The organism is Alistipes sp. Marseille-P5061 (assembly GCF_900290115.1).
GTDB classification, from domain to species: domain Bacteria; phylum Bacteroidota; class Bacteroidia; order Bacteroidales; family Rikenellaceae; genus Alistipes; species Alistipes excrementigallinarum.
The window spans coordinates 94940-117351 of the sequence record NZ_LT985749.1 but is presented as its reverse complement, the minus strand read 5'-3'; the positions used below and the strand labels follow the sequence as shown (position 1 = coordinate 117351).

General features: G+C 56.7%; 24 protein-coding genes. 7 read left to right on the top strand and 17 right to left on the bottom strand.

The window, feature by feature from the left end; genetic code table 11:
- Positions 1-2 precede the first annotated feature (2 nt).
- The 16 genes from C8267_RS04430 to C8267_RS04355 all read right to left on the bottom strand — a co-directional run bounded on the left by C8267_RS04430 (position 3) and on the right by C8267_RS04355 (position 12387).
- Positions 3-1070 (bottom strand): Fic family protein, encoded by a 1068-nt coding sequence (locus C8267_RS04430; protein ID WP_106633825.1) that lies wholly within the window; start codon positions 1068-1070, stop codon positions 3-5.
- 253 nt (positions 1071-1323) lie between these two features.
- Complete coding sequence (traN, locus tag C8267_RS04425; RefSeq protein WP_106633824.1) at positions 1324-2214, bottom strand: conjugative transposon protein TraN; 891 nt, start codon at positions 2212-2214, stop codon at positions 1324-1326.
- An 11-nt stretch (positions 2215-2225) separates the two neighbouring features.
- On the bottom strand, positions 2226-3428 hold the full coding sequence (gene traM, locus C8267_RS04420; RefSeq protein ID WP_106633823.1) for a conjugative transposon protein TraM: 1203 nt from the start codon (positions 3426-3428) through the stop codon (positions 2226-2228).
- Positions 3429-3430: 2 nt separating this feature from the next.
- Positions 3431-3649 (bottom strand): hypothetical protein, encoded by a 219-nt coding sequence (locus tag C8267_RS04415; RefSeq protein ID WP_106633822.1) that lies wholly within the window; start codon positions 3647-3649, stop codon positions 3431-3433.
- Entirely contained in the window at positions 3639-4262 is a 624-nt protein-coding gene (traK, locus tag C8267_RS04410; RefSeq protein WP_106633821.1) for a conjugative transposon protein TraK, read from the bottom strand. Before traK ends, C8267_RS04415 begins: the two co-directional genes overlap by 11 nt.
- A gap of 7 nt (positions 4263-4269) precedes the next feature.
- Positions 4270-5325 (bottom strand): conjugative transposon protein TraJ, encoded by a 1056-nt coding sequence (gene traJ, locus C8267_RS04405; RefSeq protein WP_106633820.1) that lies wholly within the window; start codon positions 5323-5325, stop codon positions 4270-4272.
- 2 nt (positions 5326-5327) lie between these two features.
- The gene (locus tag C8267_RS04400) at positions 5328-5957 is read right to left on the bottom strand and encodes a DUF4141 domain-containing protein (RefSeq protein ID WP_106633819.1); all 630 of its coding nucleotides are present in this window, start codon (positions 5955-5957) and stop codon (positions 5328-5330) included.
- 126 nt (positions 5958-6083) lie between these two features.
- Entirely contained in the window at positions 6084-6536 is a 453-nt protein-coding gene (locus C8267_RS04395; protein ID WP_106633818.1) for a hypothetical protein, read from the bottom strand.
- Positions 6533-6913: a hypothetical protein gene (locus C8267_RS04390; RefSeq protein WP_106633817.1), complete on the bottom strand. Its 381-nt coding sequence runs from the start codon at positions 6911-6913 to the stop codon at positions 6533-6535. Before C8267_RS04390 ends, C8267_RS04395 begins: the two co-directional genes overlap by 4 nt.
- Positions 6910-9423 carry a TraG family conjugative transposon ATPase gene (locus C8267_RS04385; protein WP_106633816.1) on the bottom strand — a complete coding sequence of 838 codons (2514 nt, stop codon included), beginning with the start codon at positions 9421-9423 and terminating at the stop codon, positions 6910-6912. Before C8267_RS04385 ends, C8267_RS04390 begins: the two co-directional genes overlap by 4 nt.
- A gap of 4 nt (positions 9424-9427) precedes the next feature.
- Positions 9428-9757 (bottom strand): DUF4133 domain-containing protein, encoded by a 330-nt coding sequence (locus tag C8267_RS04380; RefSeq protein ID WP_087309037.1) that lies wholly within the window; start codon positions 9755-9757, stop codon positions 9428-9430.
- Position 9758: 1 nt separating this feature from the next.
- Entirely contained in the window at positions 9759-10055 is a 297-nt protein-coding gene (locus tag C8267_RS04375; protein ID WP_106633815.1) for a DUF4134 domain-containing protein, read from the bottom strand.
- Between the two features lie 159 nt (positions 10056-10214).
- Positions 10215-10751 (bottom strand): hypothetical protein, encoded by a 537-nt coding sequence (locus tag C8267_RS10905; RefSeq protein ID WP_158699711.1) that lies wholly within the window; start codon positions 10749-10751, stop codon positions 10215-10217.
- Positions 10748-11116, bottom strand: a complete 369-nt coding sequence (locus tag C8267_RS04365; protein WP_106633813.1) for a DUF3408 domain-containing protein — start codon at positions 11114-11116, stop codon at positions 10748-10750. The genes C8267_RS10905 and C8267_RS04365 overlap by 4 nt, the downstream gene beginning before the upstream one ends.
- A gap of 18 nt (positions 11117-11134) precedes the next feature.
- Complete coding sequence (locus tag C8267_RS04360) at positions 11135-11602, bottom strand: DUF3408 domain-containing protein (RefSeq protein WP_106633812.1); 468 nt, start codon at positions 11600-11602, stop codon at positions 11135-11137.
- A gap of 2 nt (positions 11603-11604) precedes the next feature.
- Entirely contained in the window at positions 11605-12387 is a 783-nt protein-coding gene (locus C8267_RS04355) for a ParA family protein (RefSeq protein WP_106633811.1), read from the bottom strand.
- Positions 12388-12470: 83 nt separating this feature from the next.
- Between C8267_RS04355 and C8267_RS10900 the strand changes: the two genes are divergently transcribed.
- The 3 genes from C8267_RS10900 to mobB all read left to right on the top strand — a co-directional run bounded on the left by C8267_RS10900 (position 12471) and on the right by mobB (position 14543).
- A complete protein-coding gene (locus C8267_RS10900) occupies positions 12471-12803 on the top strand; it encodes a hypothetical protein (protein ID WP_158699710.1) in 333 nt (110 codons plus the stop codon).
- 109 nt (positions 12804-12912) lie between these two features.
- Positions 12913-13323 (top strand): mobilization protein, encoded by a 411-nt coding sequence (locus C8267_RS04350; protein WP_106634165.1) that lies wholly within the window; start codon positions 12913-12915, stop codon positions 13321-13323.
- Positions 13308-14543 carry a conjugal transfer protein MobB gene (gene mobB, locus C8267_RS04345; RefSeq protein ID WP_106633810.1) on the top strand — a complete coding sequence of 412 codons (1236 nt, stop codon included), beginning with the start codon at positions 13308-13310 and terminating at the stop codon, positions 14541-14543. Before C8267_RS04350 ends, mobB begins: the two co-directional genes overlap by 16 nt.
- Positions 14544-14553: 10 nt before the next feature.
- Here the strand turns inward: mobB and C8267_RS04340 are convergent, their stop codons facing one another.
- Positions 14554-15135 (bottom strand): RNA polymerase sigma-70 factor, encoded by a 582-nt coding sequence (locus C8267_RS04340; RefSeq protein WP_106633809.1) that lies wholly within the window; start codon positions 15133-15135, stop codon positions 14554-14556.
- A gap of 238 nt (positions 15136-15373) precedes the next feature.
- On the opposite strand from C8267_RS04340, the gene C8267_RS04335 reads away from it, so the two are divergent.
- From C8267_RS04335 to C8267_RS04320, 4 genes are all read left to right on the top strand, one after another.
- Positions 15374-16339: a FecR family protein gene (locus C8267_RS04335; protein ID WP_106633808.1), complete on the top strand. Its 966-nt coding sequence runs from the start codon at positions 15374-15376 to the stop codon at positions 16337-16339.
- A gap of 185 nt (positions 16340-16524) precedes the next feature.
- Positions 16525-19866 carry a TonB-dependent receptor gene (locus C8267_RS04330; protein WP_106633807.1) on the top strand — a complete coding sequence of 1114 codons (3342 nt, stop codon included), beginning with the start codon at positions 16525-16527 and terminating at the stop codon, positions 19864-19866.
- A gap of 15 nt (positions 19867-19881) precedes the next feature.
- Positions 19882-21474: a RagB/SusD family nutrient uptake outer membrane protein gene (locus C8267_RS04325; protein WP_106634164.1), complete on the top strand. Its 1593-nt coding sequence runs from the start codon at positions 19882-19884 to the stop codon at positions 21472-21474.
- A gap of 11 nt (positions 21475-21485) precedes the next feature.
- Positions 21486-22406: a glycoside hydrolase family 18 gene (locus C8267_RS04320; RefSeq protein WP_106634163.1), complete on the top strand. Its 921-nt coding sequence runs from the start codon at positions 21486-21488 to the stop codon at positions 22404-22406.
- The last annotated feature ends 6 nt before the right edge of the window (positions 22407-22412 follow it).

The window sequence follows — 22412 nt, the reverse complement described above, 5'->3', positions numbered from 1 at the left end:
AATTATTGTGTTACAAATACTCTCCAGCTTCCTTCCTTCTCGCCACGCTCCACATATTTTTTGGAAATCAACTGATCCAGCAGTTTCTGTATAGCCGTCACACTAATACCTGTTTCCTCTTTCATGTCTGCCAATGTTAATGTTGGCTGTGTTCGCATAGCGTTCAGAATTTTCGTATAATTGGGGGTTCGGAAGGCAATCCGTTCCCCATCATACCACCATACATTTTCATTTTGCTCGCTTACAAACAATACATCATTATATATTTCCGTAGCTACCAGATCATTGAAATATTTCAAAAAAGGGTGGATGTCCTTGATGTCTGCATGGGCTCCATCACTGGGGACAGGGCCAACCTCCATATCAGTTTGGTGTAAAGCGTCTAAATACTCACTTTTTTTACGACTGCGTACTACAATCATCGGATAGTCATGGCGAGTCAGAATGTAGTTCACCATCAGTCGTGCAATACGACCGTTGCCGTCCTCGAATGGATGAATGCGTATATAACGATAGTGAAACAGCGCGGCCAACTCTACTGGAGATAATTTCCCCTCTTTCTCCGCGGCATTATACCAATCCACCAGATCTCCCATTAATCCAGGAGTCTCCTCGGGTGAAGCATATTCGAATCTGTCCCCATACCGTGTAATAACACTGTTCGGTCGTGTCTTATACTGGCCGGCATGAATTACATAACTTGTTTGCATGCCGCCAGGCAAATTACGATAAACAGTATAATCTTCTCGTAATATGGTTTTATGTAATGTCCGGATAAAATTCTGTGTCAATGGCACTCCCTTCACCGTAGCCTCTTCCGTCATCATTCGCAGGCCTACGTTACTAGCGGTCATTTCTTGTACGTCACGCACGTCTGCCTCCCCAATCACTTTGCCGAAAAGCAGCAGAATTTCTGTCTGTCCATAAGTTAACGTGTTACCCTCAATGTGGTTGCTGTTGTAATTGAAATCCACTGTAAAACGTCGGCTAAGCCGTTCTTTATCCTTTTCTAACAGTGGTTGCAAATTCTGCCATGCTGCAAGAGCCTTTTTTATGTTAAGATATTTCATACGGACATCTATTTTCCAACCATATTGCAAAGATAACATAATTCTTGGAAAAGGTTGTATATGTACAACCTTTTTGCTTGTTTTTTGAAATGTGCTTTGAAGGTTTAGTCTGTGTGAAAATCTGGTTCACGCGATAATCGCGTGTTGGGATAAGTGGTTCCCAATTTGTTGAGTGGATATAAAAATAGCGAGTAGGTCGCTAAAGAAATTAGCGACCTACCTGCTACATAAGGTTTATTATTTCTTGCAATCCTTACAATGCCTTTGCCCCGAGCAGCTCCTTGCTCGAAATTTCGAGACATTGATGGCGAGCTCCGTCCTTCTCGGCGATCTCCAGCAGGAGAATCTTGTCCTCCTCGAGTGTCAGCTTCGGAAGAGCGAAGACGATGCGCTGGCGCTGGTGCCCGCGCACAATCGAGGGGTCGTTGCAGACCCGCAGCGGTTCGATGATGCGCTGCTGTTGAGCCGTGCGTTTGGCCGCTTTGCGGTCCGCGACGACAAAGCGGCGATAGTCCACCTCGAAGGAGATGTTCGTGTTGTTGGCAATCTGCACATGGAGGTAGATTACGTCGTTGTGGACGTAGATTCCCCGCACCTCGACCTCCACGCCGTATTTTCGGGTGTGGATTCCCTTTACGTCCGCGCGGTTCTGGCGGTAGATGTCGCTCAACACGCGCTTCACCGTGGCAGGACGTTCCCGTCCAATCTCGCGGAGCAGTACGCGCCCCTCGTCCGCACGGGTCGTTTCTGAGGCTGACGCAGGCTGTGTCGCCGGGGTCTCCGCGGCCGCAATCTCGATGGTCGACGTGGAGGGGTTCTCGGCATACCGGGCATCGAAGGTGTAGAATCCGCCGTCCTCGGTAATTACCGTGAGGTTGGTCTCCTCCGCAAAGTCGCGCACGGCGGCCTTCACCCGCACGACATTTTCCGCGCCGTCGGCCTTCCCGGCGATGATGGCCATCGAGCCGATGTCGATGTAGGTTACGGGCGCCGGAAAGAGGATATGCACGGTCTTCGTAAATCCCACCTCGATGGTGCGGGGCGTGAGCCCCTGCCGGGACGAGGTTCCGTCGTTTTGGGCCATGACTTTGGCCGCGGCAAAAAGAGCGGCCAGAAGAGTCAGATAAATGAGGTCTCGTTTCATGGTGTTGTCGTTTAGTTTTCTTTGGAGATTAACAGAATCTGGTGGTTGGCCTTGAGGGTGATGCGCACCTCGCGGAGTTTCTCGGAGAGGTAGCGGGAGGATGCCTGAACCCCGCCCCGTGCCAGCTCTGCGAGGACCTGCTGCCCGGCCGAGTGGGTGATGTTCACGCTCGTCCCGGCCGTCTGCCCCACGGATGCCAGCGCCTCCTTGAGGGCTGTCCGTTCGCGGGAGTTGGGGACGTTGATTCCCGGCTGGCCGTCGAGATCATACGCCTCTGCCTGCACCTGGAAGATGCGTCCCCGGTATTCGATGGAGGTTACCGTCACCCGCAGCCGGTCGGTCGTTACGGAGACGGCGCCGTAGAGCGGCGTATTGCGGGGGATCACCTCGCCGTCGATGCGTACCGGTTCCAGCAGTCGGAGGGCGATTGTCGAGCCCACACGCACGACCTGTGTCTGCGCGATGCAGGCCCGGATGGTCGGAGCCGTATCTACCGGAAGAACGCCCGCGGCCGTCAAAAACCCGATGTTGCGCTCCCGCGCGGAGTCGATCCGCGGATTGAGGGTCGAAGCCCGGACATCGCCCTCGCGGACGGGTCGCATGACGCTGAAACGTCCCGAGGATTTCGCGCCGTCGGCCTCGCTTGAAACCTCCGTTCGGCCTCCGAGGTAGCGCTGTGCGAGGCGGTACTGCTCCTCGGCCACCTCCATCGGGTCGGGCTGCTGCCGCTCGATGTCGAGTTGCTGCTGCAGGGAGGCCACCTGCTCGCGAAGCTCTTCGACTTCGGCATTGCGCGGCGGCGCGGCGTAGAATTGTCGGGCCTGCTGCTGCATGGCGCGGTTTGCCTCGGCAGCCCGGCGCACGGGATCATCGGTCGGAGACTGCGGCTCCGTGTTGCGAAGCTCCTCATCGAGCAGCGAGAAGGAGTTGTTCCCGAGGGTCATCATCCGGTTGCGGGACTGCTCCTCGCTGGCCACGCGCTCCGCGGCCTTGCGCTTGTCGCCCTCAATCTTCGGGGCCTTGCCGTCGGGCAGCGTGGTGTTGATCCCTGCCTGCCCTTCGCCGATCGTGGGCGCGGGTTTGAAGAGGAACCAGATGAATGCGATGACCAGGCAACTTCCGACTGCGGCCATCAGGACGACTTTTCTTTTTCGCTGACGCTCGAATGCCGCAGCAGAATCGGGCGTCGATGTGTTTTTTTGTCTCTCTTCCATGGTTATCGAAGTTTCAGATTTTCCAAAGAGGGAGGTGCCATCCTCCCGAAGTCGAATTGCGGTGCAGGGCCGAAGAGCAGCAGCCCGTAGAGCCCGACCAGCAGCAGAAACATCCCCAGGAGGATGCACCGCCGGGTTCGGGGCGAGAGTTGGTCGTGCCAGCGACGGATACGACGGCGCAGCCAGCGCACGCGGCTTTGGATAAGTGCTTTAACGGTCATAGGTCTGCAGGTCCTTATTTTCGACAATCATCAGATCCTCGACCAGAAACCCCTGCGGGTTGTTGTCCGAGCGGGAGACGTTGACCAGTCGGCAGGTCGTGACGAGCGACCGCTCGGTGATCGTGTTCTCGCGCATGATGCGCTGCCGGGCATAGGTCGTGGCTTCGTAGGGATAGCGGTCGAAGTTGCAGCGGATGCTGTCCACATGGACCATCTGCGAGACGTTGGCGGCAATCAGCCGGTTGAAGAACCCCTTCTCCTGCAGGAACTTGTAGTAGGATAGAGCGCTTTTGTCTGCCATCTGCAGGGCCCGTTCCATGTTCGACTCGATGGCTGCCTTGTCGGGCGAGAGCGAGAAGAAGAGTTCGTGGAAGCGGCGCACATGCTCGCGGGCCTCGACGGGACGGTTCTGGGCAAGGTCCTGCGAGAGGGCGACCATGAGCGAGCGCCCGTTGTCGAGGACGTAGATCTTCTCGCGCTGTCGCTCGGCAAAGGCATACGAGAGGCTGACGGCCGTGATGGTCACCACGGCGCAGATCCCGGCGAAGACGAACGCATAGAGACGCAGCTGCCGGAAGGAGGTTTCGATGTTCAGCAATGATTTGAATTCCATGATGCGATTACTTTTTGAGGATTAGACGAGCTGCGGAAGCCAACCCCTTTCCGGCGGCTCCGACCGTGCTTTTGGTCCCGGCCCAGACCTTCCCGGTAATCCAGCCGGCACCGCCGCTCACAAGCGACGTGGCGCGCGAGATGGTCCGGTTGTAGGAGGAGAAGCCGTTGGCCTGCACGACCCATGAGGCAATCGAAGGGATGCAGAGATAGCCGCAGATGGCCACGAGGATGAAAATCAGGTTGATGCTGTTCGACATGTCAAAATACCAGTTGTAGTCCTGCGCCATCATCTCGGCATCGTGCTGCAGCGAGAGGGTTTGCAGTCGGGCGATGATGGCCGAGAAGAGGTCCGAGATAGGGAGCCACAGGTAGATGGAGATGTACTTGGAAAACCATTGCACCAGGGTGTTTTGAAATCCGTCGAAAATCGAGATGGCGAAAGCGATGGGCCCGAGCAGCGAGAGGACAATCAGGTAGAAGGTCCGCAGCACGTCGAGGATCACGCCCGCGGCGGCGAAGAAGAGCTCCATGATCGCGGTGAGGGCCTTCAGAATCATCCCCTTGATGCTCCACGACTTCCGCTCGCTCTGCATCCGGTCGAGGGCTTGCTGTGACTGCTCGTCGATGCCCAGGGCCTGCAACTCGCGCTCCTTCTCCTCGTCCTCGGTGTAGTAACTCTCTGCCGGAAGCCGCTCGCGGCTCTCCTGTTCGAGGCGTACGCACTCCTGTCGCCACTCCTGCATGTTGAAGGTCTGGCCGACCATCAGCGAGTGGGTGGCCTGCACCAGCGGTGAGAGGATTCCGTTGAGCGACCCGAGCACAAGGGTCGGGAAGAACATGATGCAAATGCCAATCGCCATAGGTCGCAGCAACGGGAAGAGGTCAATGGGTTCGGCCCGGACCATCGCCTGCCAGATGCGGTAGGCAATGTAAATTAGGGCCCCGATTCCGGCTATGGCCGTGGCAACTTTGGCCATCGGATAGCAGAGAACCATCATGTCGTCGTAGAGAACGCGGAGAATCGTGTGGATGTTCTCCGAAATGGAGAGTGCCTGTATCATCGCTACCAGTATCGTTGTTCGTCGGTTCCGTAAAGAGCCATCGCGCGGTCGAGGTCGTTGCGTCGGGCGCCGCGCAGCAGCGAGATGGAGATGTTCTTGCGCGTGTAGTAGCGGGCCAGATCCCGATGGTGGCGCAGCACTCCATAGACCCGTTCCACCACGTCGATGCGGTCCTTATCCGTCAGCGACATGTCCGTGGGGTTGACAATATCCTGCAGCTCCTTGAGCTCCCCGGCCGACTCCTCGATGATGCGGGCATATCCCGTGGCGATGGCCGCCAGTTCCGCGGCCGAGAAGTTGTCATCGACCACCATGCGCTGATAGCCGTTGACGTAGATGTCGGAGATCTCCCCGACGAGCAGCATGCACTGCTGGACCTTGCGGGCCGAGCGGACGAGGTTGTTGACCGCCTTCAGCGCGTCGTAATATCGCTTTCCTTGCTCGTAAATCTTTACGGTCTCTTGAAAACTTTGCAGGAGGGTCGAGCCGTTGCGGGCCGCTTCGACGATCTGTTTGGTGGAGTTGATGATTCCCTGTGCGAGGTTCGTAGGGTCCGTGACGACCCATTGTGCCTGCGCGGCCCGGGCTGTCAGGAGCAGCCCGAGGCAGAGCAGAATGATGCGTGGTTTCATGGTTCGGTCGTTTTTTGAGGGTGGTTCAATGTCTCAATTTGCGGGGTGCCGCTTCGGCGGGCTGCATCATCGCGGGGTCCTCCCCGGCTGCAGGGCGAAAGAGCCCTTCGAATACTTCACGCCACTTCATGCCTCGGGTTCATGATCCGTGAAACACTCTTCGGAAATGCTCTCCTGCTCCGCACGTCGGCAAGCCCGCTCCTCCGCGACAAAGCGTCCGTAGCAGCCCAGCAGCAGCGTATCGCTCTCGGGGTCGAGCTCGATGGGGTGCATGTCGCGTGGATTGTCGCGGCTGCCGAAGAGCAGCGTGCGACGCTCGGCCGTGATGACGGTATCCTGCACCAGCCGCCGGTAGCAAAGCGTGTTGTCGAAGATCAGCATCCGGTAGGTTCGGGTGCAGATGCGGCGGATTGTGGCCGAGAGGTTGTTCTCCGTCGAGAGCCACGAACCGCAGATGCAGTCGTAGGCAATCTCCTCCTGCAGCGAGGTGATAAGTCGCACAAGCTGGGTGCGTTGTCGGATTTCGGCCCGCAGCGCCGTGAGCGCCTCCGCGGGGGTGATGTTTGGGGTACTACTCATGGTAAGTTGTTTTGAAGGTTGGACAAATCGCGTTTGAAAATACCTCCCGGAATGACCAGCAGCAGGTCGGAACCGGGGGTGTGGAAGAGGTCGACACGCGCTCGGCCGTAGTCCTCGTAATGGATGCACGAGGCATACTTCAGCGGGTGCCTCTCAAAGGATTCACGACCCGTCCGCGAATCGTAGCGATGGATGCGAATCCAGAAGCCATCGTCCCGATGGTCAATCTCGAGCCGGGTGTCATTCCGTGTCGAACGCCACTCGCCGCACAGCGGGCGGATCTTGTGGTATTCGAAATCGTAGAAGAGCCGAAATCCGCCGAGCAGGGCCAGCAACGCCAGCAGCAGCCCGACGCAGCTCCAAAGAATCTGTTTCATGGCCGGGAATTTTGGTCTTCCCGCTCGCTGGCCAGCGCGCGGATGGCTGTCTGGATGTCGCCGCCGAGCTTCTCGGCCCGGGCCATCACCTCCATCTTCTCCCGCTCCTCGGTGGTGTAGCAGAGATACTCTTCGGTCGAGACCTCCGTGGCGTAGACCGCCGACTGCATGCCTCCGAGTCCGATCCAAACCTCCTTGTAGGTGCGGCGGGGATCGTTCGCCTGGTTGATTGAGAGAATCTGCGCCCGCTCCTTCTCCGAAAGGCCGAGCAGCGTCTGGATCTGGTCGAACTTGTTCATGTACTTGCGCTGGTCGAGGAGAATCTTGCAGTCGGCATTGTTGATAATCGACTCCTTGACAATCGGCGAGGAGATGATGTCGTCGACCTCCTGCGTAACGACGACCGCCTCGCCGAAATACTTGCGCACCGTTTTGTAGAGGTAGCGGATGTAGGTCGACATGTTGGCCGAGGTGAGAGCCTTCCAGCACTCTTCAATCAGAATCATCTTGCGGATGCCTTTCAGCCGCCGCATCTTGTTGATGAAGACCTCCATGATGATGATTGTCACCACGGGAAGCAGCGTGCGGTTCGAGGAGATGTTGTCCAGCTCGAAGACGATGAAGCGCTTCGAGAGCAGGTCCAGCTGCCGGTCGGAATTGAGCAGGTAGTCGTACTCGCCGCCCCGGTAGTAGGGCTCCAGCACGTTGAGCAGGTTCGCCAGGTCGAAATCCTTCTCGCGGACGTGCTTCTGCTCCAGCAGCCGCCGGTAGTCCGAGGTGAGAAACTCGTAGAAGGTGTTGAACGAGGGCTGAATCGAATCGTCCGTCTTGAGCTTCGAGAGGTAGAGGTTCACGGCGTTCGACAGGGCCACCTCCTCCGCGCGTGTCGGCTCCTCGGATTCGCGTTTCCAGAGCGTCAGCAGCAGGGTCTTGATTGACTCGCGCTTCTCGATGTCGTAGACCCCATCCTCGACGTAGAAGGGGTTGAAGGCGATGGGCTCCTGCTCGGTGTAGGTGAAATAGATGCCGTCGCGTCCCCGCGTCGTGCGGTGGATCAGCGAGCAGAGCCCCTCGTAGGAGTTTCCCGTATCGACGAGCAGAATATGGGTCCCCTGTTCGTAATACTGGCGGACCATGTGGTTCGTGAAGAAGGACTTCCCGCTTCCCGAGGGCCCCAGGATGAACTTGTTGCGGTTGGTGGTGATGCCGCGCTTCATCGGAAGGTCCGAGATGTCGAGATGGAGCGGAACCCCCGTAAGCCGGTCGGCCATCTTGATGCCGAAGGGCGAGAGCGACGAGCGGTAGTTCGTCTCGCCGTTGAAGAGGCAGACCCCCTGCTCGAGAAAGGTCAGAAAGCTCTCCTCGGCGGGGAAGTCGGCTTCGTTGCCGGGGATGGCGGCCCAGAAGAGCACCGGCACGTCCACCGTGTTGTGGTGGGGCGTGCAGCCCATCGTGGCGAGTTGCGACCCCACGTCGTTGCGCAGCCGCTTGAGCTCCGCCTCGCTCTCGGCCCAGACCACGACGTTGCAGTGGCATCTTACGGAGCGCAGCCCCTGCGAATGAGCTTCGTTCAGGTAGAGGTCAATCCACTCCTTGTTCAGGGCGTTGCCGCGCGAGTAGTTTGCCAGTGAGTTCATGTTGCGGGCCCGGGCTTCGAGCCGCTTGAGGGTCTCGTCGTGATTGTCCAGAAAGAGATACTGGTTGTAGATGTGCGAGCATCCGAGCAGCAGCCCCGCGGGGGCCGCGAACGAGAGCCGGCACTCCGAACGGTCGGTCGAAAGGCGCTCGTAGCGGAAGTCCGTCGCGACGCTCTGCGGCAGGAGATCCAGATCGGAGAGCGTGTGCATCGAGAGCAGCTTGTCGCCGATGCGCATCATGCCCGGATCGAGGCGGATGTCCTCGTTGACCGCTGCCTGCCGCTCGTCCGTGAGGGCGAAGTAGCGGGCCAGCAGTCCCGCATCGGAATCCGTGCCGACAATCTCCGCCTCCGTGAGGCGGTCGACCCGCAGCAGCCCCGAATCGTTCAGAATGCGCTCCATCTGGGCGACGCTCTCCAGAAAACGGGTCACGGCCTCCCCGTCGCGGATCTCCTGCGGAATGATGAAGCCCCGGCACAGCACGGACGCGGCACTCGTCTGCCGCAGCCGCTCGGGGGTGCTCTTCGTGATGAAGAGGTGGCAGGTGTGGCGCAGAAAGGGACGTTCGTTGAAGTGGCGTTCATAGGCACGGGAGAGAAACGTGCGTTCGGCCTCGGGATTGGGTGTTTCGTAACGCTCCTCGATGAAGAGGTCCTGCTTGTGGACGACGGTGTGGTCCAGGAGGACCTTCAGGGCCTTAATCCAGGTGGCGTGCAGCGCCTCGTACTCCTCGGCCGTCAGGGTGAAGAGCTCCGGAAGCGTCACGCGGAAGGCGGCCGTCACGTCGGCGAACTTCGAGAGAATGCAGTTCCCCTCGACGGCCAGCAGCGGGAATTTCGACTCGAGGGTCGAAGTTTTCAGGGTTCCTCGCATGGCATCAGCGTTTGGGTAAGGTTCGACGTTCGAGCAGGCGGCGCACACTCCGGCGGTGGATGATGCGGCGCGGATGCTGCCGCAGGGCGAGGAGCTTCATCAGACCGTGGGGTCCGAAGCGGCGATTCAGATAGAAGGTCGCCCAGGTGAGGCCGCTGCCGCCCGCGACGGCGAAGAGGATGCAGATGCCCTGCGGAACCCCTCCGGCGTAGAGGATGACAAAGAGCAGGAAGATGCCCAGCAGCCCGGCAACAAAGAGGATCAGATAGTGCGAGGTCAGCCCCTGGAATTCGACCTGACGGTCGACGCCCTTGTGGATGGTGTACTGTGCCATGTCAGAGGAAGAAGGAGCGTAAGACGGTGCCGACGATGACCAGAAAGACGCACGAGAGGAAGAGCGCCGTGGCGGACTTCGAGGCGTCGGGATCGCCGCTGTTGAACTTCGAGTAGACGCGGACGCCGCCCACCAGTCCCAGCACGGCAGCCACGGCGAAGATCAGTTTGGTGAGCGGGTCGAAATAGGAGGTGACCATGTTGGTCGCCTCGCTGATTCCGGCCATGCCGTTGCCCTGTGCGAAGGAGGTAAGCGATGCGGGGAGCATCAGAATCAAGAAGATTGCGCTTTTTTTCATCGGTTTTGCAGTTTGGTAATGGGTGTGAAAAAGGCCGCAGCCCGCCTTTCGAGGCAGTCTGCGACCGGACGGAAGCAAACCGTTGCTTCCCGTAACAAATCATCCGGGCATTAGCCGTAATCCCGATTCCAGTTCATTGTGCATTCGTTTTTTTGAGGGTCAGACATAGTTTCGCAGGTCAAAATTCTCAATCTCGCGGCGCTCCTCCTCCGTAACATCCGGCGCAAAGATGCGCTCGCCCGCTTCGGCACTCCGGAGCAGCGCCTGTACCTCCGGATCGTGCAGCTCGCCGTTGTTCGGCAGGGACGGAGGCCGCAGCGCTGGACGGGGCTCCCGCGGCTCTACGGTCTCGCCGTTCTCACGGATTGGACCCTGGAGGACCAGCTCGCCCCAGCCCTGCATCGAGGCCGGCTTTTCGGCCGGGGGCGGAACAAATGTAGCAGCATCTTCGGGCTTTGATTCCGCAGGTGTCGGAATGGCCTTCCGAGGCCGCGGATGGCCGGTAACAGCGTAGTGTTTCGGGATAATCAGCAGCGGTGTTTCTCTCTGGCGGGACTCGGCGGCCTGCTCCGAATCGACCTTGCTGCCCGGCCCGTCGGCCCGGGATTCAGCGGACCTGCGCCACCGCTGCGGGAACCATCGCCGAAGCCATCGTGCAATTCGTTCGAGAAGGGAATTCGGGAAGCCCATTTTCAAAACAGCTCTTTCTTGCCGCGTTCCTCGTAGATGCGGTTGATCTCCTCCTTGTACTGGGCAAGGTGTTGCCGCAGGATGTGTTCCGCATAGGAGGTGACGGTCATTCGTTCGCCTCCGACCTTCCGGACAATCTCCAGAATCTTCTGCTTGGTGGCTCCGCTGACGTAGATGGCGCTCCGTGCCCGAATGGTGAGCGGCGTCATGAAAATCCGCTCAAACTCGGTCGCGGCCTTTGTCTGGTCGGCGTCTTCCTGGTCGGAGATTCGGTTTTTTCGCTTCGTTCGCCAGAAATATCCAATTTGGATGGCAAGAGCAATTCCGAGGAAAACGATTGCAAGTAGGAGATAAGATGGGTTGTAAAACATGGCAGTAAGGTTTTTAGGTTAAACAATGGTCTCCTTGTTACGGGTTTTGTAGATTCGGTTGATTTCGTCCCGGAAGGTGGTGATATGGTGGCGCAGAATGTTGTCCACGAAAGAGGTGGCCGTAAGACGCTCGTTGCCAATCTTTTTGACAATCTCCAGAATCTTGAGTTTGGTGGCACGACTCACATAGAGGGAGGCTCTGAGGTCGTAGTTCACGGGTTGCAGGAATGTCTGCTCGTAGTCGGGAAGGGGCATGGTGCGCCGACGGCGATTCTCCGCTGCGAAGCTCTGCGGCAATTCATCCACGGCTGGAGCATCTGCCGTCGCTGTCTCCGGTTCGGGAACCGGCTCCGCTGGGTCGGGAAGCTCCGGGGACTCTTTTGTAGAGGCATCTTCCTGGGTACTCTTTTCGCGGGGTGAGGCTTCGCCTGCAATCATCTTTCGGATCAGGCCCTCGTCGATTTCCATTTTCTGTCGCTTGGCCATATCTACAGGGTTTGAAGCAGGGTGAGCATCTCATGGGCCAGATTTCCAATCCGGGAATCGGCCGTAAAGGCTCTTTCCGGGGCCAGCAGGGTCGAACGTCCCACGCCCGTGCCGTCGGCCAGCAGCTCCTTGTTGAATTTCGACCGGTAGGGTAGGCGGGTCTCCATCAGCGGCAGTCCGAGCTGGCGGATGATGCCATCATACAGGTCGTAGAGCGACGTTTTCTCACGACGGTCGACCATCGTCCAGAAAAGAAAGATGCGCTTGAGCCGGATTGCCGGATTTTCGACAAGTTGCCGCGAAAGGATACGGGCAAAGGAGAGCGCGCTCTCCATGACAATCTTGTCGGCCTTCATCGGAAGGAACAGGCTGTCCATCTTCGAGAATGTCTCAATGACACCTTCGGTGTTGACCGTCCCGGGCAGATCGTAGAGTGTGATTTGCGGAGCATATTCCTTCTCCGATTTGAAACGCTCGGCCTCATCGACCGCTTTGTCCGGAGTGGTACGGACAACAGGCCAGAGCTTTTGTCCCGAGACCCTGAACTGCCGCATCATCAGCAGTTTGTAATAATCATTCGAATCAAGAATCTCCAACTCGCGGGTGCGTTGCGTGTAGATTGACCATTGGGGATAGTCGCAGTCGACGACCAGTACCTTGAGTTTGCAGATGTAGTGCAGATAGCTGGCGAGAAGCGTCGTAAGAGCCGACTTGCCGACACCTCCCTTCTGATTGCAGATGGAGATGTTCCAGGAACCGGATGTCTGTTGATTGGAAGTTTTCATCGTTTGAAGATTTGAGGGGTTGATGATTGGTCGTGTTGGATTTTCAACTCTATATTCATGGATGTGCATGAATCTCCTTTTGAATGGATATTTCCAGAATTCCAGAATTCCAGAATTCCGGAATTCCGGAAATCTGTAAATCTGGAAATATTTATTTGGAGAAATCTCTTCTCCATCGAATATCCATGCCGTCATGTGTCGGTTTGAATCCATCTGCCCGCAAGGTAATGCGGTTTTTGGAGGTTGGTTCCCGGTGTCCTCCGGAGGCCTCGCATGGCCGACAACCGCGCTTTTTAATTCCTGAAGATCCTCGTAATATTGCAACGGAGAATCCGCCCGTGTTTTTTTGTTTCGGAGATGCTTTTTCGGGAGAGGAATTGTCCTCTGCGGATGCCGGAACTGTACCCGTCGCCTGACGGGAGCGAGGTGTACCTTTGTCCGACAACCGGCGGTTTGTCCGACAAAGGTCCTCGCTCTGCGAGGCGGGTGAGGTTCTCCCAAGTCGAACCCCAAATCTTCCATCGAATGACCCGTCAGCGAAAAAACAACCCTCTATCTCAAACTCCGAGTTACAAATACTCGTTCCGACTCAACGAGGAGCAGGAGATTCGCTTCCGGCAGATGCTTGCTGCCGCCGGATTGGAGCACAACCGCAGCCAGTTCATCGTCAAACGACTCTTTGCCGAGCGCTTCGAGGTTATCCGCCGTGACCCTTCGAAGGTGGAATTTCTGACACGTCTCAACGACCTTTACTTCCAGTTTCAGCGTGTCGGAAATAATTATAATCAAGTGGTCCGTGCCATCAACAGCCACTTTTCCAACATCTCGATTCCCCGCCAGATTGCTGCGTTGGAACAGCATACCCGCGAACTGAAAGCGTTGAGTATAGAGATTCTGAATCTTACCAAACAGGCCGAAGGATGGTTGCGAATATAAGGACGGGAGCAACCGTCGGCGGCGCTGTCCGCTACAACGAGGAGAAAGTCAACCGGGGGCAGGCCGAAGTGCTCTTCTGGAATCGGATGCTCTATCCGTTCGATACCGCAGGCCGCATGAGCCACGAACGGTGTATGGCCAGTTTCGAACCCTTCCTGCAGGCGAACCGACGCACGACCAACACGGTCTTCCATGTCTCGCTGAATCCCTCGCCCGAGGACCGTCTGACCGATGAGCAATTGGGCGAGATTGCCCGTGAATATATGGAGCGGATGGGCTACGGCGAGCAACCTTACATTGTATTCAAACACCGGGATATTGCCCGCGAACATCTGCATATCGTGTCGCTTCGTATCGACAGAGAGGGGCGGAAACTGCCTCATGACTTCGAGGCCCGACGTTCCGTCGAGATTACGCGGGACCTTGAGCAAAAATACGGGCTACACCCGAGTGTCAAAGGCCAGGAGCTGCAGGACCGGGAGGAATTGCGCAAGGTGGATTATCCGAAGGGAGATGTCAAGCAGCAGGTCTCCTCCACCGTAAGATTGTGCCTGCGGCATTACCGCTGCGCCTCTTTTGGCGAGTGGCGGACGCTTCTGGAAGCCTTCAATGTCTCGGCCGAGGAACGAACCGGGACCATCGACGGACGCGATTATGCCGGGATGATTTACGGCGCGCTGACTGACGACGGCTATGGCATCGGGACGCCGTTCAAGTCGAGTCGGATCGGAAAAGATGTCGGATATGAAGCTCTGCAACGCTACTACGAGCGTTCGAAAACAGCCTTGAAAGAGCCCGGAGCACTTAATGAGTTGCGGGAAAAGATTGCGGATGGCATGGCGCGGTGTTCAACCCGGACGGAGTTCTGCGAGCGATTGCACGACAAGGGCGTAGATGCGGTATTCCGCCTCAATGCTGCGGGACGAATCTATGGTGTAACCTTTATTGACCACGAGCAGGGAATCGTAGCCAACGGTTCCCTGTTGGGGCGGAATTTCTCGGCCAACGCCTTCGAGCATCAGTTCCATTCCGAAGAGAAGGGTAGGGAAGTCTCCCGGGATTCCTCGGAGCAGGTGAGGCCATCCTCAAAAGAATCGTTCCGGCCGGGGCCGTCTATCCATCCGTTGGACGCGATTCTGGAATTGGCGGATGTGCAAGCCAACGAAGAACAACAACAGCGACATAAGGGAAGAAAAAAGAAAAGAGCGTTACGAAGGTAACGCTCTTTTTTTAATGCTTTATGTTTAGAAAAAAGATGGCAAGAATCATCAGGTAATCTTTCAAGGAGAGCCGTAAAGTATTTAATGCCTTGCGCAATTCATTGTCGACTCGTGTTGTCGTGATTCCGTTCCTGTCTGCTATTTCCTTGTAACTCATTCCCTCGAACTTGTTCGCCGTAAGAATTTGACGCCGCAGTTCAGGCATCCGGGCAATTTGTTTGCGGCATATCTCCATAATCTCCTCGCAGAACAATTCGTTCGGGTTGCAGCATTCGATGGTGTGCGTATAGTAATCCATCACGCACCGCTCCTTCATCAGAATCTTATCATAAACAGCCTTTTTGAGTTCCTTGTTCCGTCGATATTTCAGGCACTCGTTTTTTACAGACTGATATAAATATGCTTCGAATGTTTTGATTTCGATATATTCCCGATGGCGCCACGCGGCAGTAAAACTTTCGTTCACGGCGTCTCGCGCTGCATCTTGATCGCGCAGGTAAGAGTATGCGATTCGACACAATTTCTTTTCGTACCGATGAAAAGATTGTTCGAATGATTCTTGCGTCAATTTCTCCGATACAATTTCCTGCATACTCCTCCTTCTGCTTGTAGAGCAAAGATAGGAAAAAAATATTAAAAAACGAGCAAATGAAATTTTTATATATTTATATAGTAATCAGCGTGTTATAAAATTAAGAAAAATTTATAATTTAATAAAAATATTTATTTGCGCGGCAGGGTACGAATTCACCCTGCTCGTGGATATTTAATAATAGAAGGGATTAATAAATTAAAGCCTCAAAAAAATAGCTCGCAAAAGAATCGGCATTATGAATAAAATTGAAATATCAGACACTTTGCTGTTCAAGTTTTTCCTCGGTGAGACCACGAACGACGAAACCGACCGGATTGCCGCCTGGCTGGATGCCAATCCCGAGGAACACCAAAAATACATGAACGAGGTCCATGAAAAGTTCATCATCAGTATTATGACTGAACCGGACTCCGTTCCCGAAGCTGATACCAGTCTTTGGTATCGAATCACCCATTCACGGGCAATCCGCCAAACCATGGGGATTGCGGCTTCCCTGCTGCTTGTTATTGGAGGATGTTATCTATTTTTTACGTCCCAATTGACGCAAATGGTCGGAAGCCCGACCTGCATCGAATCTCCGACCGGACAACATGTCCGTTTGACGTTGCACGATGGCACTACCGTTGAGCTTAACTCAAAAAGTAAGATTTCCTATCCTGCGCTTTTCATCGGGAAGGAACGTCGCGTCCGCCTGGAGGGTGAAGCCATGTTCGAGGTTGCACACGACGCATCACAACCTTTCATTGTCGAGACCTATGCCTGCGACGTTGAGGTGCACGGTACGCACTTCAATGTGATTGCAGACAAGAATACACAGGAGTTTTCGACTGCATTGTTTGAGGGAAGCGTCACTGTTCGGAACAAAATAAACGATGAGGAAATTCTGATGGAGCCCAATACGGTCGTCAACCTGCGGAACGGGCACTTATACCTCGGAGCACTGAACGACAGGGACAACTATCTTTGGACCGATGGTATTATTTCGTTCGGTGGCGACAATTTTGAGCAGATTGTTGACAAATTAAGAAGGTATTTCGACGTTGAAATCGAAATCCAACGGGAAGAGCTGCCCGAGATTAAGTACAAGCGTCTGAAGATTCGCACCTCGGAGGGTCTTGACCACATTTTGCGCGTTCTGCAGCGCTCTTCGGATTTTACGTATAAATACAACGATCTCGAAAATAAGGTCATTATCAAATGAGATAGCGTAATTTATTCATTAATGTCAAATGCCCCAAATGAACTGCCTATGGAAAAACTCATATAGAACCTGATTCCTCCTATTTTTTGATTGACATAAAAAACCTGCAGGTGTTGCACCACCCGCAGGCCGCAGTTCAATCAAAATACTAACCGATTTTTACTTGAACCTTAACTCACAAATGTATGAATAAAAAGATTATTCAGCAAATCCGTCTGTCTATTCTTTTGTTCGTTCCGGCCCTGCTGTTCCCTCTATCCACTCTTCATGCACAGAATGTGCGGGTTACCATTCGGGGAAATGGGGTGAAAATGGAACAGGTCATCAGCGCAATCGAACGACAGACCCGCTATCTTTTCGGTATCGGAGACAATGTAAATACCAACCAACTGGTCTCTGTTCACGTTGAGAACGAACCCCTGAAGAAAGCCCTCGACGAGATGGTCCGCGGTACGGATATCTCCTATACGGTCGAAGGAACCAATATCCTGTTGTTCCAGCGTGCAAACGCCTCGCAGGAGCGGCCGGTGACGGTCTCGGGCCGGGTGACCGATGCCAAGGGGCAGCCGATTATCGGCGCCTCGGTCATCGTGCGGGGCACCACGCTGGGCGTCTCTACGGACGCTGAGGGGCGCTTCACGCTGGAGGTTCCCGCTCCGGCCTCCTCGCAGACCCTCGAGGTGAGCTATCTGGGCTATGAGACGGCTGCGGTGCCGGTCGGTACGCGGACGTCGTTCGCGGTGACGCTCCGGGAATCGACCTCGGAGATTGAGTCGGTTGTGGTAACGGCCCTGGGCATCAAACGCGAAGAGAAGGCCCTCTCGTATAATGTCCAGCAGGTAGGGGCTGAAGAGATTACCACCGTGAAGGATGCGAACTTCATGAATTCGCTCTCGGGCAAGGTGGCCGGTGTGACCATCAACGCCTCGTCGTCGGGCGTGGGCGGTGCCACGAAGGTGGTGCTGCGCGGTAACAAGTCCATCTCGCAGTCGTCGAATGCCCTGTATGTCATCGACGGTATCCCGATGTACAACTTCGGCGGCGGAGGCGGTACGGAGTTCGATTCGAAGGGTGCCACGGAGTCGATTGCCGACCTGAACCCGGAGGATATCGAGTCGATTTCGGTGCTGACGGGCGCTGCAGCCGCGGCCCTCTACGGTTCGAATGCCGCGAACGGTGCGGTGATGATTACGACGAAGAAGGGGCAGGCCGGCGCCTTGAAGGTGACGCTCTCGAGCAATACGGAGTTTCTGAATCCCTTCGTGCTGCCGGAGTTCCAGAACCGCTATGGAACCGGGTTGAACGGTTCGAGCGCGGGGTCTGCCGTCTACAGCTGGGGACAACGGCTTACTCCGGCTGCGCAAATCGGTTATACACCCAATGATTTCTTCGAAACGGGGCACGTCTATACGAACGCCTTCACGCTCTCGGGCGGTACGGACCGCAACCAAACCTATTTCTCGGCTGCTGCGGTCAATTCCGACGGCATCATCCCCAACAACACCTACGACCGTTACAACTTCACCTTCCGCAATACCAGCTATTTTCTGAAGGACAAGTTGCGGTTGGACGCCTCGGCGAGCTACATCTACCAGCAGGACCAGAACATGACCAACCAGGGCGTCTACTCGAACCCGCTGGTCCCGGTCTACCTCTTCCCGCGGGGAACGGATTTCGACGCCTACCGAATCTTCGAGCGTTACAATCCGGCATCGAAACTGATGGAACAGTTCTGGTCTTCGGACCTCGAGGGCGGTGACCTCCGGATGCAGAACCCCTACTGGATAGCCTACCGCAACCTGCGCAATACGGACAAGAAGCGCTACCTGCTCTCCTTTTCGGCCTCGTACGACATCCTTCCGTGGCTGAATGTCGCCGGGCGCGTCAGGATTGACAATGCCAATTCGCTCTACACGCAGAAGCTCTACGCTTCGTCGAACACGACCATTACGGACGGCGGCAAGAACGGCCACTACACCGAACAGCGCGAATACGATACGCAGACCTATGCCGACGTGATGGTGAATATCAACAAGACGTTCGGTGACGACTGGTCGCTGCAGGCCAACATCGGTGCGTCGATTAACAACGTAAAGACCGACCTGCTGTCATACCGGGGCCCGATTCAGGAGAACGGCCTTCCGAATGTCTTCAACGTTTTTGACCTCGATGATTCGAAGAAGCGGGCCGAGAAGTCGGGCTGGCAGGAGCAGACGCAGTCCCTCTTCGCCTCGGTGGAGGTGGGGTGGAAGCAGATGCTCTACCTCACGGTGACGGGTCGCAACGACTGGGCCTCGCAGCTGGCCGAATCGCCCGAATCGTCGTTCTTCTACCCGTCGGTGGGCCTTTCGTGGGTGCCTACCTCGCTCTGGGACATGGGTCGTGCGCTGACCTATCTGAAGATTCGCGGTTCGATTGCCTCGGTGGGTATGCCCTTCCCGCGGCATCTGACCATCCCGACCTACGAATACGATGCCACAAACAAGGTTTGGACCGCCAAGACGCACTATCCGATTGGCGACCTCTACCCGGAGCGGACCCGCACCTACGAGTTGGGTCTCGATGCCCGTCTGTGGAAACACATCAGCCTCTCGGCATCGTGGTATTGGGCCGACACCTACAACCAGACCTTCGACCCGCAGATTTCCGTATCGTCGGGCTACTCGACCATCTACCTGCAGACGGGCCACGTCCGCAATACGGGTGTCGAACTCTCGGCGGGGTATGACAACACGTGGCGGAATTTCCGCTGGGCAACGAACTTCACCTTCTCGTGGAACAAGAACGAGATTGTCGAGCTGGTCCACAACTACAGGCATCCCGAAACCGGTGAAATCATCTCGAAAGACCGGCTGGAGATTAAGGGCCTCGGCAAGGCAAAGTATATCCTCAAACCGGGCGGTACGCTGGGTGACCTCTACACCAATTCCGACCTGGTCTACAACCGTGAAGGTTTCATCGAGGTGGACAAGAGCGGCAACGTGGCCGTCAAGGACGACTACATGGAGGATATCTACCTGGGCTCGGTCTTCCCGAAATACAACCTGGCGTGGCGCAACGACTTTTCGTGGAAAGGACTGAATCTCGGTCTGCTCTTCACGGCCCGCATCGGCGGTATCTGCTACTCCGCGACGCAGGCCAACATGGACCTGTATGGCGTTTCGGAGGCTTCTGCCGCAGCTCGTGACGCCGGAGGTGTCATCATCAACGGCCGCCAGACAATCGACGCGCAGAAGTGGTATCAGGCCATCGGCGCCCAGTCGGGACTGCCGCAGTACTACACCTATTCGGCGACGAACTTCCGCCTGCAGGAGCTTTCGCTGGGTTACACGCTCCCCGCGAAGTGGTTCCGCGACAAGATGCGGATGACCGTCTCGTTCGTCGGGCGCAACCTCTGGATGATTTACTGCAAGGCACCGTTCGACCCCGAGGCCGTGGCCTCGACGGGGCTGAACTACCAGGGCATCGATTACTTCATGATGCCATCGCTGCGCAGCCTGGGCTTTAACGTAAAATTCCAATTCTAAATGAACAGCAAGACCATGAAAACTACGAATCATAACGTGCAGCGGCTGCTGCTTGCGGTCATGCTGCTCGGCATGGCTGCCTGTACGGGCGACTTCGCGGATATCAACCGCAATCCGAACGAAGTGACCGACGAACAGCTGCAGGCCAACAACTACAAGATCGGCACCAATCTCAAGACCCTGCAGGGGCTCGTTGTTCCGACGCAGGAGCACATGTACCAGTTCCTGGAGAGTCTGGTCGGAGGGCCCTATGCGGGCTATATCGGCGCCACGGTCGACACGTGGCAGAACAAGTTCGAGACCTTCAATGCTTCGGCCGACTGGCGGAAGTGGCCCTTCGTGAACGTCATCAGCGAGACCTACCCGGCCTACCGCGCCATCATCAACGGTACGGACGACGTGACGGCCCACGCGCTGGCCGCCGTCTGCCGCATTGCAATCATGCAGCGCGTGACGGATTCCTACGGTCCGATTCCCTACACGCAGATCATGGCCGACAAGACCGAATCGCTCGAGGTGGCCTACGACACGCAGCAGGAGGCTTATGCGGCAATGTTCGAGGAGCTCGACGCAGCGATTGCCTCGCTGGAGGACAATCTCACGCTGCCGTCTGACGCCTTCGGTCGCTACGACGGGGTCTATGCGGGCAATATCGCGCAGTGGCTGAAGTTCGCCAACTCGCTCAAGCTGCGCATGGCGATGCGCCTGACCTACGTGGACGAGGAGACAGCCCGCACGAAGGCTGCCGAAGCGATTGCCGGGGGCGTCATCACGACGAATGCCGACAATGCGCGGATGCAGACCTCGGACAACCGCATGACGCTGATCTACAACGACTGGGGTGATCATCGCGTCGGTGCAGACATCATCAGTTACATGAACGGCTACAACGACCCGCGGCGCGAGAAGATGTTCACGACGGTACGCCTCGTGGAGAACGGACAGGAGGTGCAGGGTTACGCCGGCATCCGTATCGGCATCAACGTCTCGAGCAAGGCGACGGCCGTCTCCTCCTATTCGAACATGCTCATCACGGGGACAGATTCCTATCTGTGGATGAATGCTGCGGAGGTGACCTTCCTGCGCGCGGAGTACGAACTGCGCTGGGGTTCGGCAGAAAACGCCAGGACGCTCTACGAGGATGCCATCCGGCTGTCGTTCGAGGAGCGGGGGGCAAGCGGCGCCGACGCCTACATTGCCGATGCCACGCATACGCCGGCGGCCTATGTCGACCCGATTGGCCGCTATTCGGTTTCGACGCCGCCGAGCAGCGTGACGATTGCCTGGGACGACAAGGCCACGGATATCGAGACAAACCTCGAAAAGATTATCACCCAGAAGTGGATTGCCATCTTCCCGCTGGGGACCGAGGCGTGGGCCGAACACCGGCGCACGGGCTATCCGCGGTTGCTGCCGGTGGTTGAGAATGCCAGCGGCGGGACGGTGGATTCGTCGCTCGGAGCACGGCGCCTGCCGTACCCGGTAGAGGAGTACACCGAGAATCCGACGAACCTCCAGGCAGCTATCGCCAATCTGAACAGCGAATCCGTCAACGGCGCGGGCGACACACAGGGAACCCGTGTGTGGTGGGACCGCAAAAACCTTTAATGACCAACGCCATGAAAAACCATATCATCACCAATCTGTTCCGCTGCATGGCAGTCTCGGCGCTCGCTTTGGGGGTCGCCGCATGCAGCGACTGGACCGAAACGGAGGCTGTCGAGCAGCAGGTCCGGCGCCCCTCAGATCAGGATCCGGCCTTCTGGGCGGAGTATACGGCTGCGTTGCGCGAATACAAGCAGAGCGAACATTTCCTGACCTACGCCCGACTTTATAATTCGCCGACCCCCTCCGCGAGCGAAAAGGACTATATGCGCTGCCTGCCCGATTCGCTGGATATCGTGTCGCTGACGAATGCCGACAACTTCTCGCGCTTTGACGCCGAGGACATGGTCACGATGCACGAAAAGGGGACCCGGGTGCTCTACCAAGTGGACTACGCCGCACGCAAGGCGGAGTTCGCCGACGCCGCGGCCCTCAAAACCTACCTCGACGGCGTTATTGCCGCGGTAGCTGCCAATGGGCTGGACGGCTATTCGTTCACCGCCGACCCGCTGGATGCCACGGCTACGGCCTCGATTGTCTCGACGCTTTCGGCGGCCAAAACGGACGGCCAGCTGCTGGTCTATGAGGGCAATCCGCTCTTCGTGGCCGAAGCCGACCGCGCGAAACTGGACTATGTGGTCCTCGATACCGAGGCGACGACCGACATCACGACCCTGAAGCTGCAGGTGGTCAATGCCACGGGCTATGCCGGCATCGCACCCGAACGGCTGCTGCTGGCGGCTGCGGCCGGGGCTCCGCTTTACGACGAGGAGGTTGTCGAACATGCCGCCATTACGGAGATGGCCGAGCGGGTCGTTTCGCTGGGTCCGCTGGCCGGACTTGCCGCCTACGACATCGACAACGACTACTACGATGTCGAGCGCAACTACCCGCTGCTGAGCGATGCCATCCAACTGTTGAACCCTTCCAAATAGTGAACC